General features: G+C 62.8%; 11 protein-coding genes. 4 read left to right on the top strand and 7 right to left on the bottom strand.

All coding sequences use genetic code 11. The features are described 5' to 3' along the window. Positions 1 to 5: 5 nt before the first annotated feature. Both rsmD and Tal182_RS04345 read right to left on the bottom strand, forming a co-directional pair. Positions 6 to 566, bottom strand: coding sequence for a 16S rRNA (guanine(966)-N(2))-methyltransferase RsmD (gene rsmD, locus Tal182_RS04350; protein ID WP_085858207.1), 561 nt, complete (start codon positions 564 to 566; stop codon positions 6 to 8). Next, the gene (locus Tal182_RS04345; protein ID WP_085858205.1) at positions 547 to 2484 is read right to left on the bottom strand and encodes a pseudouridine synthase; all 1938 of its coding nucleotides are present in this window, start codon (positions 2482 to 2484) and stop codon (positions 547 to 549) included. The genes rsmD and Tal182_RS04345 overlap by 20 nt, the downstream gene beginning before the upstream one ends. Before the next feature lie 90 nt (positions 2485 to 2574). On the opposite strand from Tal182_RS04345, the gene Tal182_RS04340 reads away from it, so the two are divergent. After that, positions 2575 to 3012, top strand: coding sequence for a nucleoside deaminase (locus Tal182_RS04340; RefSeq protein WP_064809677.1), 438 nt, complete (start codon positions 2575 to 2577; stop codon positions 3010 to 3012). Positions 3013 to 3285: 273 nt separating this feature from the next. On the opposite strand, the gene Tal182_RS04330 is transcribed toward Tal182_RS04340, so the two are convergent. The 4 genes from Tal182_RS04330 to Tal182_RS04310 all read right to left on the bottom strand — a co-directional run bounded on the left by Tal182_RS04330 (position 3286) and on the right by Tal182_RS04310 (position 9083). Next, the gene (locus tag Tal182_RS04330; RefSeq protein ID WP_064800815.1) at positions 3286 to 3915 is read right to left on the bottom strand and encodes a hypothetical protein; all 630 of its coding nucleotides are present in this window, start codon (positions 3913 to 3915) and stop codon (positions 3286 to 3288) included. Between the two features lie 131 nt (positions 3916 to 4046). Continuing rightward, the gene (ileS, locus tag Tal182_RS04325; protein ID WP_085858201.1) at positions 4047 to 6953 is read right to left on the bottom strand and encodes an isoleucine--tRNA ligase; all 2907 of its coding nucleotides are present in this window, start codon (positions 6951 to 6953) and stop codon (positions 4047 to 4049) included. Positions 6954 to 7236: 283 nt separating this feature from the next. Next, complete coding sequence (locus tag Tal182_RS04315) at positions 7237 to 8220, bottom strand: bifunctional riboflavin kinase/FAD synthetase (RefSeq protein WP_085860817.1); 984 nt, start codon at positions 8218 to 8220, stop codon at positions 7237 to 7239. Between the two features lie 14 nt (positions 8221 to 8234). Then, positions 8235 to 9083: a TIGR01459 family HAD-type hydrolase gene (locus Tal182_RS04310; protein ID WP_064800814.1), complete on the bottom strand. Its 849-nt coding sequence runs from the start codon at positions 9081 to 9083 to the stop codon at positions 8235 to 8237. 343 nt (positions 9084 to 9426) lie between these two features. Between Tal182_RS04310 and groES the strand changes: the two genes are divergently transcribed. The 3 genes from groES (at position 9427) to Tal182_RS04295 (ending at position 12486) form a co-directional block, all read left to right on the top strand. Further along, a complete protein-coding gene (gene groES, locus Tal182_RS04305) occupies positions 9427 to 9723 on the top strand; it encodes a co-chaperone GroES (RefSeq protein WP_004675403.1) in 297 nt (98 codons plus the stop codon). Positions 9724 to 9793: 70 nt separating this feature from the next. After that, positions 9794 to 11431 (top strand): chaperonin GroEL, encoded by a 1638-nt coding sequence (gene groL / locus Tal182_RS04300; protein WP_016734675.1) that lies wholly within the window; start codon positions 9794 to 9796, stop codon positions 11429 to 11431. 608 nt (positions 11432 to 12039) lie between these two features. Next, positions 12040 to 12486 (top strand): hypothetical protein, encoded by a 447-nt coding sequence (locus tag Tal182_RS04295; RefSeq protein ID WP_085858198.1) that lies wholly within the window; start codon positions 12040 to 12042, stop codon positions 12484 to 12486. 214 nt (positions 12487 to 12700) lie between these two features. Here the strand turns inward: Tal182_RS04295 and Tal182_RS04290 are convergent, their stop codons facing one another. Beyond that, entirely contained in the window at positions 12701 to 13411 is a 711-nt protein-coding gene (locus tag Tal182_RS04290; RefSeq protein ID WP_085858196.1) for a glutathione binding-like protein, read from the bottom strand. Between the last annotated feature and the right edge of the window lie 28 nt (positions 13412 to 13439).

Raw genomic sequence — 13439 nt, 5'->3', positions numbered from 1 at the left:
TGCGCCTATTGCGGCTGATATCGGAAGAAATGCACCCTCGTATCGCCAAAGATACGGCTTTCGAGGAAAACATAGGAAGGATGGACCGAAACGACAATGTCGGCGCGTTCTTCGAGCACCGCGATCGCCCCCGGCCGGAGCCAGCCGCCAACGGCGGCCGCAGCCATCGCCTTTTCGCCGAGGCCCTTGCCATATGGCGGGTCGGCAAAGAGCACGTCGAAAGGCTCGAGATTGCCGAGGCTGCCGAGATCGGCCGCATCGCGGCGCAGGATGCGGGTGCGGCCGTGCAGGCCGAGCGCATCGATATTTTCCCAGAGCAGCGCCCTGCCCTCGACGCTGTTCTCGACGAAGAGCGCGTGGCGACAGCCGCGCGACACGGCTTCCAGGCCAACGGCGCCGGTTCCGGCAAAAAGATCGAGGATCCGGGTGCCGTCGACGCATTCCGGATAGGCGTGGCTCAATATATTGAACAGGCTCTCGCGCGTCCGGTCGGCAGTCGGCCGGATGTCGTTGGATTTTGGCACGGCGAGAGGCCGTCCGCGAAACTCACCGCCGACGATCCGCACCGCGCGTCATTCCCTTCCCTCTCGCACCACCTCTGGACGGACCGCCCGCGGGCTTGTCACCGCCCGGCCTGTCACCGCCCGGCTTGCCACTCTTCGGCTTGCCGGAAAAATTCTTGGCCCCACCGGGCTTGGCGCCGAAGCTCTTGCCGCGCGGCTTCTCGCCCGGGGCCTTGTCCCCGAACGACCGTTCGCCGCGTGGACGCTCGGAGCGCCCCTCGCCGGCAAAGCTTCTGGCTGTCCGCGGGCGCTCGTCACCCTCCTCGCGCGGCTTTCGATCGCCACGCGGCTTGCCGGCGAAAGGTCGGTCGCCACGCGAAGGACGATCGCCAAAGGGACGGTCGCTGCGCGGACGCTCAGAACGGCCCTCGCCGGTGGAGGCTCTGGCGGCGCGAGGACGCTCATCACCATCGGCACGCGGCCTGCGGTCGCCGCGCGGCTTGTCGCCGAAAGGCCGGTCGCCACGCGAACGCTCCGCACGGCCTTCGCCACGCGCCGGGCGGTCGCCATAACCGCGGTCTTCGCGGGCTGGGCGATCCCCGAACGAGCGCTTGCGGCCGCGGCCTTCGCCCTCATCCTTGCGGTGGGGCTGCTCGCTCGAGCGGATCCATTCGCCGTCCTCCTCGCGCACGCGATTGATCTGCGTGCGCGGGCGATCCTCGATATGGTGGAAACCGGTGCCCTTTGCCGGCGTCTGCTCGCCGCGCCGGCGCGCGGTCTGCTCATTCTTGGCGGCTTTCGCCGCAGCCTTTTCGCCGAGCGGTCGGGCGCCCGGCGCCATCCAGACATTGGCGCTGCGGCGCTGGCCGAGCGGTTGGGGACGCTTCGGCTTGTCGTCGTCGAAGCGGCCGCCATCGCGGCGGTCGTCATCTCGACGCCCGCCACCGCGACGGTCGTCGCGCTTGGTGTCAAGGCGGCTCAGCGCCCGTTCGCGCTTGTCCTCCTCGCGGCGTGGACGCTGTTCGCGCTTTTCCGGGGCTGCGGGTTCAGCTTCTTCCTCGGCGGCAACGGCGGGCGCATTGTATATCGGCGCGTCGAAATTCGCCTTGGCTTCCTCAATCAGGCGCGGTCCGAGCTGGTCGCGAAGCGTGCGGCCGCGCACCTCGACGACATGGCCTTCCGGCAAGTCGCCGAGCTGGAACGGGCCGTAGGATATGCGGATCAGACGGTTGACGTCGAGGCCGAGAGCGCCGAGCACGTTCTTGATTTCGCGGTTCTTGCCTTCGCGCAGGCCCATGGTTATCCAGACGTTCGAGCCCTGGGTGCGATCGAGCGTCGCCTCGATCGATCCATAGAGCACGCCGTCGACGGCGATGCCGTCCTTGAGCTTGTCGAGCGCTTCCTGATCGATCTCGCCATGGGCGCGGACGCGGTAGCGCCTCAGCCAACCGGTCGCCGGCAGTTCGAGGGCGCGGGCGAGGCCGCCGTCATTGGTGAGCAGCAGCAGGCCTTCGGTGTTGATGTCGAGCCGGCCGATCGACATGACGCGCGGCAGTTCTTCCGGCAGATTGTCGAAAACGGTCGGCCGGCCTTCCGGGTCGGCATTGGTGGTCACCAGACCCGCCGGCTTGTGATAGAGCCAGAGCCTGGTGCGCTCTATGCCGCGGATCGGCACGCCATCGACCTCGATGCGGTCGGCAAGCGTGACGTTGACGACGGGGGTTTCGAGAACCGTGCCGTTCAGCGTCACACGGCCTTCCATGATCATGCGTTCGATGTCGCGGCGGGAGGCGACGCCTGCGCGCGCCATCACCTTGGAAATGCGTTCGGCCTTGGTGTCGCTGTCGGCTTCGGCCGCCGCCGGACGCGCGGCTGCGGCCTTCGCCGGCTTCGCGCCGCCCGCCTTCGGACCGGCCTTCGGCCTGATATCCCGTGAAAGGGGCTTTGCGCCCGGGCGTTTTGGCTTGTCTTTGGGTGTCATTTGCTGTTTGCCTGCCTTTTGGGCCTGTCTATCAGGTCACGCATCTGCGGTTAAGTGGAAATTCGTGCGATCGTGAAGACAAATCGTTTCATGGAGATGGCGCTTGAAGAAGCGCGCGCCGCCGGAGAACGCGGCGAAGTGCCGATCGGCGCGGTCGTCGTTGTCGACGATATTGCCGTTTCACGCTCGGGAAATCGCACGCGCGAGCTCAAAGACGTCACCGCGCACGCCGAAATCGCCGCAATCCGGCTCGCCTGCGAGGCGCTTGGGCAGGAACGCCTTGTCGGCGCCGATCTCTATGTGACGCTCGAGCCTTGCACCATGTGCGCGGCAGCCATCTCGTTTGCGCGTGTCCGCAGGCTCTACTACGGCGCCGAGGACCCGAAGGGCGGCGGCGTCGACAATGGCGTGCGATTCTATGCGCAACCGACCTGCCACCACGTACCCGAGGTCTATTCCGGCATCAACGAGGTCCAGTCGGCCGAGATATTGCGGAGATTTTTTGCGGAACGGAGAGAGGCGCCATAGTCCCCGCGTCCGTGCATGCCGTGATCATTGGTCGCGCGCTGGCACTGTCCGGCTGATGAGCAACAGATTCAATGTAATCTTGAGATATCCCGGCAGGAGATCACCGATACAAGCCCCTCATCCGGCTGCCGCCACCTTCTGCCCGTAAACGGGGCGAAGGGGATATGCCGCACCGGCGTCCTCAATCCTGACGCTCCGTTTGCCTCGTCCCCTCGCCCCACGAGCGGGGAGAGGGTTAGGGTGAGCGGCAAATCCGCGTGGCGAGAACGACCGCTACTGCAGGAAGTTCCACCACTGCTTGCCGGAATTGGCGATCGCCGCATCCTTCTTGCGCTTCTTCTGCTTCTTGAGCTCGGGCTCGCCGACGTCGTCGAGCTTTGCCGGGTCGTCGACGGTGCGGTAGCCGGGCGGCGGATCGGAAATATAGCGGCGCTGATCGACATAGGAGCCCTTCTGCAGGGCGCGGGCCTCGCGATAGGCCTGGGTCTGGGCTTCGGTCGTGCGCCGGCCGCCTTCGATGGCGGAGCTCGCCAGCGGCGAGCGGTAATTCGGATTGTCCGAATTGGCGTCAGCCTCGGAAACGAGGCGGGCGCGCGTCTCCTCCGGCGATTCAAGCCATTGCGGATTGTCCTTGTTGGCCACCGTCGGCTGCGGCGCGATGAGGGTTTCGCGCTGGCCCTCAGCCGGCAGCACCAGTGTCGGACGCGGCGTATATTTGACGCCCTTGTTCTTCGGTTCCGGTCCGGTCAGCGACACGGACTGGCCGAGATCGTCGGTCAGCTGCTCCATGGCGGTCTTGTCGGTGCCGTAGGTCGGGCTGCTGGCGCAGCCGGACACAAGGGAGCATCCCGCCATGACAACAGACAGGCAGGCGCCTACACGGAACCAATGCGTTGCGAACATGAAAACCCTTCCAGCCACCGGTGCAATCGTCGCCCTACCGGACAACCGTCCCCCTGACGCAAAAATCCGGCCATTTTCAGGCAGCTTTTACCGGATGAACGCCGCAAAGGCAATTCACCCGGCAAATATCTTCAGCCGCGGATGCCGAGTTCGCGCAAGGCGGCAGCGTCGCGCGCCGAGACGTCGGGATAATCCGGATCGGAACCGACATCGGTGGTGATGCGCCAGGAACGGGCGCATTTGACGCCTTCGGCAAGCCTTGGCACGACGGCGACATCGGGCACCTCGGCCAGGCGGAAGGCGTCGACCGGGCCGGCGTCCGTCTTGATCGTGATGCCAGAGGTGATGCAGACTTCGCTGAAATCCTGGCCCTCGAGCGCCTTGCGAAGCGCCGCGTCGGCGACATGCACGACCGGAGCCGCCTCGAGCGAGGAACCGATGCGCTTGTCCTTGCGCTCGATTTCAAGCGCGCCGGTCACGACGCTGCGGATCGCGCGGATCTTCCTCCATTTTTCGGCCAGCGCATCGTTGCGCCATTCCTTTGCGACCGGAGCGAACTGCTCCAGATGCACCGAGACGGCCGAGGGATTGCGCGAGAGCCATGCCTCTTCCGTCGTAAAGGGCAGCATCGGCGCAAGCCAGGTCACGACGCAATCGAAGATCATGCGGATGACATAGAGCGCCGAGCGACGCCGAAGGCTGGAGGGCGCGTCGCAATAGAGCGCATCCTTGCGAACGTCGAAGTAGAAGGCCGAGAGCTCGACATTGGCAAAGTCGATCAATGCGCGGGCAATCTTCTTGAAGTCGAACGCGTCGTAGTTTTCGCGCACCAGCTGATCGAGCTCGGCCAGCCGATGCAGCATCAGCTGCTCCAGCTCGGGCAGATCGGCAAGCGCGATCTCCTCGCCCTTGTCATGGGCAAGCGTGCCGAGCATCCAGCGGATGGTGTTGCGCAGCTTGCGATAGGCATCGACATTGGTCTGGATGATCGTCTTGCCGACGCGCAGGTCGTCGGCATAGTCCGAGGTCATCACCCAGAGGCGCAGAATGTCGGCGCCGGCGTCCTTCATCACCTCCTGCGGGGCGGTGACGTTGCCCTTCGACTTCGACATCTTCTCGCCCTTCTCGTCCATGGTGAAACCATGGGTGAGGACGGCGTCGTAGGGCGCGCGGCCGCGGGTGGCAGCAGATTCCAACAGCGAGGAATGGAACCAGCCGCGATGCTGGTCGGAGCCCTCGAGATAAAGGTCGGCCGGCCATTTCAGGTCTGGGCGGTCTTCCAGCGTGAAGGTGTGCGTCGAGCCCGAGTCGAACCAGACGTCGAGGATATCCATGACCTGCGACCACTTGGCCGGGTCATGCTCATTGCCGAGGAAGCGTTCCTTGGCGCCTTCGGCAAACCAGGCGTCAGCGCCCTCGGCGTCGAATGCCTCGAGGATGCGGGCGTTGACGGCCTCGTCCTGCAGCACGGCGCCATGCTCATCGACGAAGACGCAGATCGGCACGCCCCAGGCGCGCTGACGAGAAAGCACCCAGTCCGGGCGCTGCTCGATCATGGCGCGCAGGCGGTTCTGGCCGGCAGCCGGCACGAAACGGGTATCGTCGATCGCGCCGAGCGCACGGGTGCGCAGCGTCGTTCCATCCGGCAGTGTCTTGTCCATATAGACGAACCACTGCGGCGTGTTGCGGAAGATCACCGGCTTTTTCGAGCGCCAGGAATGCGGATACTGGTGCTTCAGGCGGCCGCGGGCAAAGAGCGCGCGGCATTCGATCAGCGCCTTGATGACGCGGTCGTTGGCATCGCCCTTCTTGCCGTTATCGTCGATGACGCGGGCGCCTTCGAGGCCCGGCGCATCAGCTGTGTAGAAGCCGCCGTCGTCGACCGGGAACGGGATTTTGGTCTCGATGCCGCGCGCCTCGATCTCACGGGCATGCGCCATCCAGACGTCAAAGTCTTCGCGGCCGTGGCTGGGTGCGGTGTGCACGAAACCGGTACCGGCATCATCGGTGACATGGTCGCCCTCGAGCAGCGGCACGACAAATTCGTAACCGCCTTCCAGGCCCTTGAGCGGATGTGCGCAGGCCATGCCGGCGAGATCGGCAGCCGTGACATCGGCTAAGCGCCTGTACTGCAGCTTCGCCTTGGCGAAGGACTCTTCCGCCAGTTTGTCGGCGAAGATCAGCTTCTCGCCCGGGCGCGGGCCAAAATCATTCTCGGCAGCCGTGACTTCGTAGAGGCCGTACGCAACACGCGAGGAATAGGCGATCGCGCGGTTGCCGGGGATCGTCCATGGCGTGGTCGTCCAGATGACGACGAAGGCATCGTTGACGCCATCGGGGCCTTTCGCGACGGGGAATTTCACCCAGATCGTGTCGCTCTCGTAGTCGTGGTACTCGACCTCGGCCTCGGCCAGCGCGGTGCGCTCGACCACCGACCACATGATCGGCTTGGAGCCGCGGTAGAGCTGGCCGCTTGCGGCGATCTTCAGGAGCTCGCCGGCGATGCGGCTTTCCGCATGAAAGTTCATCGTCAGGTAGGGGTTTTCGAAGTCGCCGACGATGCCGAGGCGCTGGAACTCGTCGCCCTGGACCTTGATCCACTTTTCGGCATAGGCGCGGCACTCGCGGCGGAATTCGATCATTGCAGCCGGCTCGGTCAGGTCAGGCTTAGCCTTGCCCTTGGCGCGATAGTTCTCCTCCTCGATCTTCCATTCGATCGGCAGGCCGTGGCAATCCCAGCCGGGCACGTAGTTGGCGTCGTAGCCGCGCATCTGGAACGAGCGATTGATGACGTCCTTGAGGATCTTGTTCAGCGCATGGCCGATGTGGATGTTGCCATTGGCATAGGGCGGGCCGTCATGCAGGACGAATTTCTCGCGGCCGGCGGCGGAGGCGCGCAGTTTCTTGTAGAGGTCCATCTGCTGCCAGCGGGCAACGAGTTCCGGCTCCTTCTGCGGCAGACCGGCGCGCATCGGGAAATCGGTTTCAGGCAGATAGAGGGTCTTCGAGTAATCGATCTTTTCGGCTGTGTCGGTCATATCGGGACAATCGTTTCTGGCGGCCCAGAAAGGGGCGCAACGGGTATGAAAAAGCTGGTGACGGAAGCGCTTGTATCCAAGCGCCGAAAACCCGGACCTCCCGGCCGCTTAGCGCGCGCGGAAGGCCGGGCCGATAATTCGTATCTTGATCGCCAGCCGAAATTTTCTCATCGGGCCGGTTCATAGGCGTTTTTCGCCGGAAAAGGAAGAGAAGAATTCTGCGATGCGATCGCCGCGGCGCCCGCAGTTTTTGCGCTCGAAGGACGCTGCGCTGATCACGGCCTCAGGAAAAGCAAAGTTTCTGATCGAGTTCGCCGAGCGGCACGACACCCGCCAGCAGCGCCCTCGCCTCTTCCTCGTCGCGTCTGATCTGGGCGACCAGCGGATCGAGACCATCGAATTTCAGTTCGGGTCGGAGAAAACCGAAGAACGAGACGGCGCAGAGCTGGCCATAGAGATCGCCACTGAAATCGAAGAGATAGGTTTCAAGCAGCGGCGCGCCGTTTTCCGTCACCGTCGGCCGGCGGCCATAGCTGGCCACCGCATCGTGGAGCGTTCCGTCCTGGCGGCGGAAGCGGACGGCGTAGATGCCGGCGGCAAGTTCGGCCTCGGGCGGCAGGCGCATGTTGGCGGTGGGAAAACCGAGCTGGCGGCCGAGTTTTTCGCCGTCGATCACCTCGGCCTCCGCCGTATAGCGGTAGCCCAGCATGCCCGCGGCTTCGCTGACATTGCCGTCCTTCAGCAGCGCCCGGATGTGGCTCGAAGAGACGACGTCGGCGTTCTCGTCGCGGAAGGCATCGATCAGGGTGACGCCGAAACCATAGGTCTGGCCGGCATTCATCAAGAAGGCAGGACCGCCTTCGCGGCCGCGGCCGAAATGGAAATCGAAGCCCGTGACGACTTCGGAGGCGCCGAGCCAATCCTTCAGGATCGAATGGATGAAATCGTCGGCCGAGCGCTGTGAAAATTCGTAGTCGAAGGGATATTCGATGACCGCATTGAAACCAAGCGTTTCCAGGATGCGGGCCTTGAGCGGCGCGGGCGTCAGGCGGAAGACCGGCGCCTGCGGCCGGAACACCGTGCGCGGATGCGGTTCGAAGGTCAGCACCAGGGCAGGAATGCCGCGCGCCTTGGCGATCTCGAGCGCGCGGTTCAGCACCGACTGATGGCCGCGATGGACGCCGTCGAAATTGCCGATGGCAATCACCCCGCCCTTCAGATGGGCGGGCAAGGGTTCCCGGGTTTCATTGCGGTGGAAGACGGTCATCGGCTGGCTTCTCTTCATGCAAGGCGCGGCATCCACCATTTCGGCGCCGCCTTTTCCCGTTCGAGATAGGCATTGAGGATCGCCTCGTCGGTCTCGCCGTTCAGGGTATATTCCTTGGCGTGGATACCGCCGCTGATGTAGAGAAGGTCGAGGCCGAAATTCAAGGCGCCGCGTACATCGGTCGGCATGCCGTCGCCGATCGCGAGCACCCGCTCGGTGGGGAAATCGCCGCGAAGCTCCCGGGCAGCCGCAAGCGTCGCCTCGTAGATCGGCCGGTGCGGCTTGCCGGCGATGCGGGTCTTGCCGCCGAGCTGCTCGTAATAGGCGGCCATGGCGCCGGCGCACGGGATGATGCGATGGCCGCGCTCGACGACGAGGTCGGGATTGGCGCAGATCATCGGCACATCGCGCGCCTGGAAATCCAGAAGCATGTCGGTGTAATCCTCGGGCTTCTCAGTCTCGTCGTCGAAAAAGCCGGTGCAGACAAGCGATTGCGCTTCGCCCGCCGGCCGACGCTCGACGCCAATGCCTTCGAGAAGCGCCTTGTCGCGCTCGGGGCCAAGCAGAAAAACCGTCTTCGGCCCCTCAGAAATCAGCCCGCGGGTGACATCGCCCGAGGTGACTATTCGATCATAGGCGCCGTCGGGAACGCCGATATGGCGCAACTGCTCGACCACCTGCCAGGAAAGGCGCGGCGAATTGGTAATGAGGACGACGGCAAGGCCGCTCTCACGCGCGGCTTGAAGGGCGGCTGCAGCCTTTGGAAACGGATCGACGCCGTTGTGAACCACGCCCCAGACGTCGCAGAGCACCACATCATAGTGAGCTGATATCTGCGAGAAGTTTTCTATCCGCCTGGCCATTCCGATTTCCCGATTTGCTTCAGTCACCGGTGACATTGCAAAGGCGCAACGCGATGGCAAGGCATTTTCTTCACACACAAGATCGCCGGCAATCCCGTGAGAGCGGACGGCAAGGTCCGGCGACGTTGCCAAACGCAACGGTTAGAGAACATTTCAACGGCAATCTCCGATAATTCGCCGCCTCTTCACAATTCCGGCACAAAAATTCGTGATTGCTCTCATTGACTCCTCTCGGAGCCATCCCTAAATGCTCGAGCGCTAGCACTCACCTTAGAGGAGTGCTAACACTTATCCATGTGGACCGCTCCGGTCCGCGAATGTCATTCGATCGAGGGATTAGACAATGGCAAGCACCAATTTCCGTCCGCTTCACGACCGCGTCGTCGTTCGTCGCGTCGAGTCCGAAGAGAAGACCAAGGGCGGGATCATCATTCCCGACACCGCCAAGGAAAAGCCGCAGGAAGGCGAAATCGTCGCCGTCGGTTCCGGCGCTCGTGACGAGTCCGGCAAGGTCGTCGCTCTCGACGTCAAGGCTGGCGACCGCGTGCTGTTCGGCAAGTGGTCCGGCACCGAAGTCAAGATCAACGGCGAAGACCTTCTGATCATGAAGGAAGCCGACATCATGGGCATCATCGGCTGATTGCCGATCCGCTTTCCCGAAATGACTGACGGGCTTTTGCCCGAACAAATCGAATTCAGGAGTCACAAACATGGCAGCTAAAGAAATCAAGTTTGGCCGCACCGCGCGCGAAAAGATGCTGCGCGGCGTCGACATTCTCGCCGACGCAGTCAAGGTCACGCTCGGCCCGAAGGGTCGTAACGTCATCATCGACAAGTCCTTCGGCGCGCCGCGCATCACCAAGGACGGTGTTTCGGTCGCCAAGGAAATCGAACTCGAAGACAAGTTCGAAAACATGGGCGCCCAGATGGTCCGCGAAGTTGCTTCGAAGACCAACGACATCGCCGGCGACGGCACGACCACTGCAACCGTTCTTGCCCAGGCGATCGTTCGCGAAGGCGCGAAGGCCGTTGCCGCCGGCATGAACCCGATGGACCTGAAGCGCGGCATCGATCTCGCCGTCGCCGAAGTCGTCAAGGATCTCCAGGCCAAGGCCAAGAAGATCAACACCTCGGAAGAAGTCGCTCAGGTCGGCACGATCTCGGCAAACGGCGAGCGCCAGGTTGGCCTCGACATTGCCGAAGCCATGCAGAAGGTCGGCAACGAAGGCGTCATCACGGTTGAAGAAGCCAAGACCGCCGAGACCGAACTCGAAGTCGTCGAAGGCATGCAGTTCGACCGCGGCTACCTCAGCCCCTACTTCGTCACCAACCCGGAAAAGATGGTCGCCGACCTCGAAGACGTCTTCATTCTCCTCCACGAGAAGAAGCTCTCGAACCTGCAGTCGATGCTCCCGGTTCTCGAAGCCGTCGTCCAGACCGGCAAGCCGCTCCTCATCATCGCTGAAGACGTCGAAGGCGAAGCCCTTGCAACGCTCGTCGTCAACAAGCTGCGCGGCGGCCTGAAGATCGCTGCCGTCAAGGCGCCTGGCTTCGGCGACCGCCGCAAGGCCATGCTCGAAGATATCGCCATCCTGACGGGCGGCACCGTGATCTCCGAAGACCTCGGCATCAAGCTCGAGAGCGTCACGCTCGACATGCTCGGCCGTGCGAAGAAGGTTTCGATCTCCAAGGAAAACACCACGATCGTCGACGGTTCGGGCGCCAAGTCCGACATCGAAGGCCGTGTTGCCCAGATCAAGGCCCAGATCGAAGAAACCACCTCCGACTACGACCGCGAAAAGCTGCAGGAACGCCTTGCCAAGCTCGCCGGCGGCGTTGCCGTCATCCGCGTCGGCGGTTCGACGGAAGTCGAAGTGAAGGAAAAGAAGGACCGCATCGACGACGCCCTCAACGCGACGCGCGCTGCCGTTCAGGAAGGCATCGTACCGGGCGGCGGCGTTGCCCTGCTGCGTTCTTCCGTCAAGATCACCTCCAAGGGTGTCAACGACGACCAGGAAGCCGGCATCAACATCGTTCGCCGCGCTCTGCAGGCTCCGGCCCGCCAGATCGCTGAAAACGCTGGTGACGAAGCTTCGATCGTCGTCGGCAAGATCCTCGACAAGGATCAGGACAACTACGGCTACAACGCCCAGACCGGCGAATATGGCGACATGATCGGCATGGGCATCATCGACCCGGTCAAGGTCGTTCGCACCGCCCTGCAGGACGCGGCTTCCGTCGCATCGCTGCTGATCACCACCGAAGCCATGATCGCCGAGCTGCCGAAGAAGGACGCTCCGGCTATGCCGGGCGGCATGGGCGGCATGGGTGGAATGGACATGATGTGATAGGCCAAAGGCCTTTCGCACATCATCCATGAAACTGGACAGGAAGGGCGGCCCTCGGGTCGCCCTTTTCTTTTGGCCGCGGCGATTCGATCCGTTGCGCACTATTTTATGCCGTGCAGCGCGTCAGCCGACCTCGAAGCTTTCGTCAGGCTTGCGTCACCGCCTATTTTCGATCCCACGAAACGGGAGGAGGAGGTCGGTATCTTGCCGTCGTCTGCTGTGCACCATCGGGTGAAAACGCCTTTAAAGTGCCAAAAACAGCAATTTTTTGCTACTTTTCTGACGAAACCGGCCGGGGGAATGCGGGAGCCTCTAGAAAATAGCCGCCGCACCGTCTCTGAAAAAGGCGTTGCCGTTTGTTTAAAAGCTCCTATAAATCCGCGCAGCAACTGACGTGCGCCCCGGCGATAATTTTCGCCTCAAACGAGGCCGGAGCGCGAAAAAGCGACGCCAGAACGTTCGGTTTGAAGGTTCCGTTTCGGAAGCCCGATGGCTGTGGCGATGAGCGGCGAATGCCGGCGCGGACATAATGTCCGCTGCTACATGATCCTGTTTCTTGTGTTTGACGTGCGTGCGGCGGAGGAGCCGCATCCGAACTGGGGAACGCCTTGTTTAAGATCGCCAAAGCCAATGCAGCCGTGCCCTTGATGACTGGCTCGCTGAACGACAACCATCAAAATCACCAGATGCTGGCGCAGTTGTCGGTTTCCGAAAGCTGGACCGGAGATTTTTCGAGCGGCCTGATCCGTCTCGGCAAATGGAGCGCGATGCTGCACGGCCTCACCGCCGAGGAATGCGGGCTGCTGAACCTGATCCGCTGCTACGATAGCAAGGATCGCTCCCGCGTGCTGGAATTGTTCGAGCAGGCGGCGACGCACTGCTCCTCCTTCTGCTTTTCGACGACGATCATCATGCCGAACGGCTTGCGCCAGCCGCTGTTCTGCATGGGCGAGTCGAACGGGCTCGAGGAGAAATACAGCGGCAGCATGACCGGCGTCTTCATCTTTCCCCGCTTCAAGCTGGAAGGCGCAAGGCAGATCACACGCCGGCAATAAGACCGCCAGTACAAGATGAAAAGGCCGCTCCCGAGGGCGGATCAGCCCCTCATCCGGCTGCCGCCATCTTCTCCCCGCTTGCGGGACCATGCCGCGACCTCTCCGTTTCCCACCAACCTCGTGCTGGGCACGTCCCCTCGCCCGGTTTACGAGGCTAAGGTGAGGGGCAGCCTCATGGCAGCCGCCTGCGGCAAGGGCGGCTTTGTGCTTTCCGTTACTCCGGCTTGACCGGAATATTCAGACCCCTTTCGCTGGCCGGACGGGCGATGCAGCGTTCCAGCCAATCGGAAACCGCGGGGAATTTCGCATATTCGAGCACCTCGCGGCCGCCATAGAAGATGTCGGCGCCGCGAACCCAGGTGAAAGTGGTGATATCGGCGATCGTATATTGATCGCCCATGATCCATTGACGACCCTGCAGCCGGCCTTCGAGCACGCCGAGCAGGCGTTTGGATTCATCGCGGTAGCGCTCCACCGGATAGGAATTGTTGGCCACCTTGTCGGCGGCGAATTTGTGGAAATGGCCGAACTGACCGAGCATCGGGCCGATGCCGGCCATCTGGAAAAACACCCATTGGATACATTCATAGCGGCCGGCGGCATCGGCGGGGATGAGCTTGCCGGTCTTTTCGGCAAGATAGAGCAGGATGGCGCCGGATTCGAACAGGCCGATCGGCCTTCCCCCAGGCCCGTTCGGATCGATGATCGCCGGAATGCGGCCGTTCGGATTGAGAGATTCGAATTCCGGCGACTTCTGCTCGTTGGCGGCAAAGGAAATATAGTGCGGCTCATAGGGGAGCCCGAGCTCTTCGAGGGCGACCGATACCTTCACCCCGTTCGGCGTCTGAAGGGAATAGAGCTGGATGATGTCGGGGTTTTTCGCCGGCCAGCGTGTGGTGATCGGAAATGCGGAAAGATCTGCCATAAGAGACTCCATATTAACAGCCGACCAT

The sequence above is a fragment of the Rhizobium sp. TAL182 genome, assembly GCF_002117725.1.
Classification (GTDB): Bacteria; Pseudomonadota; Alphaproteobacteria; order Rhizobiales; family Rhizobiaceae; genus Rhizobium; species Rhizobium esperanzae.
Note: the sequence above shows the minus strand (reverse complement) of the source record. Positions and strands in the feature narration are given on the sequence as shown.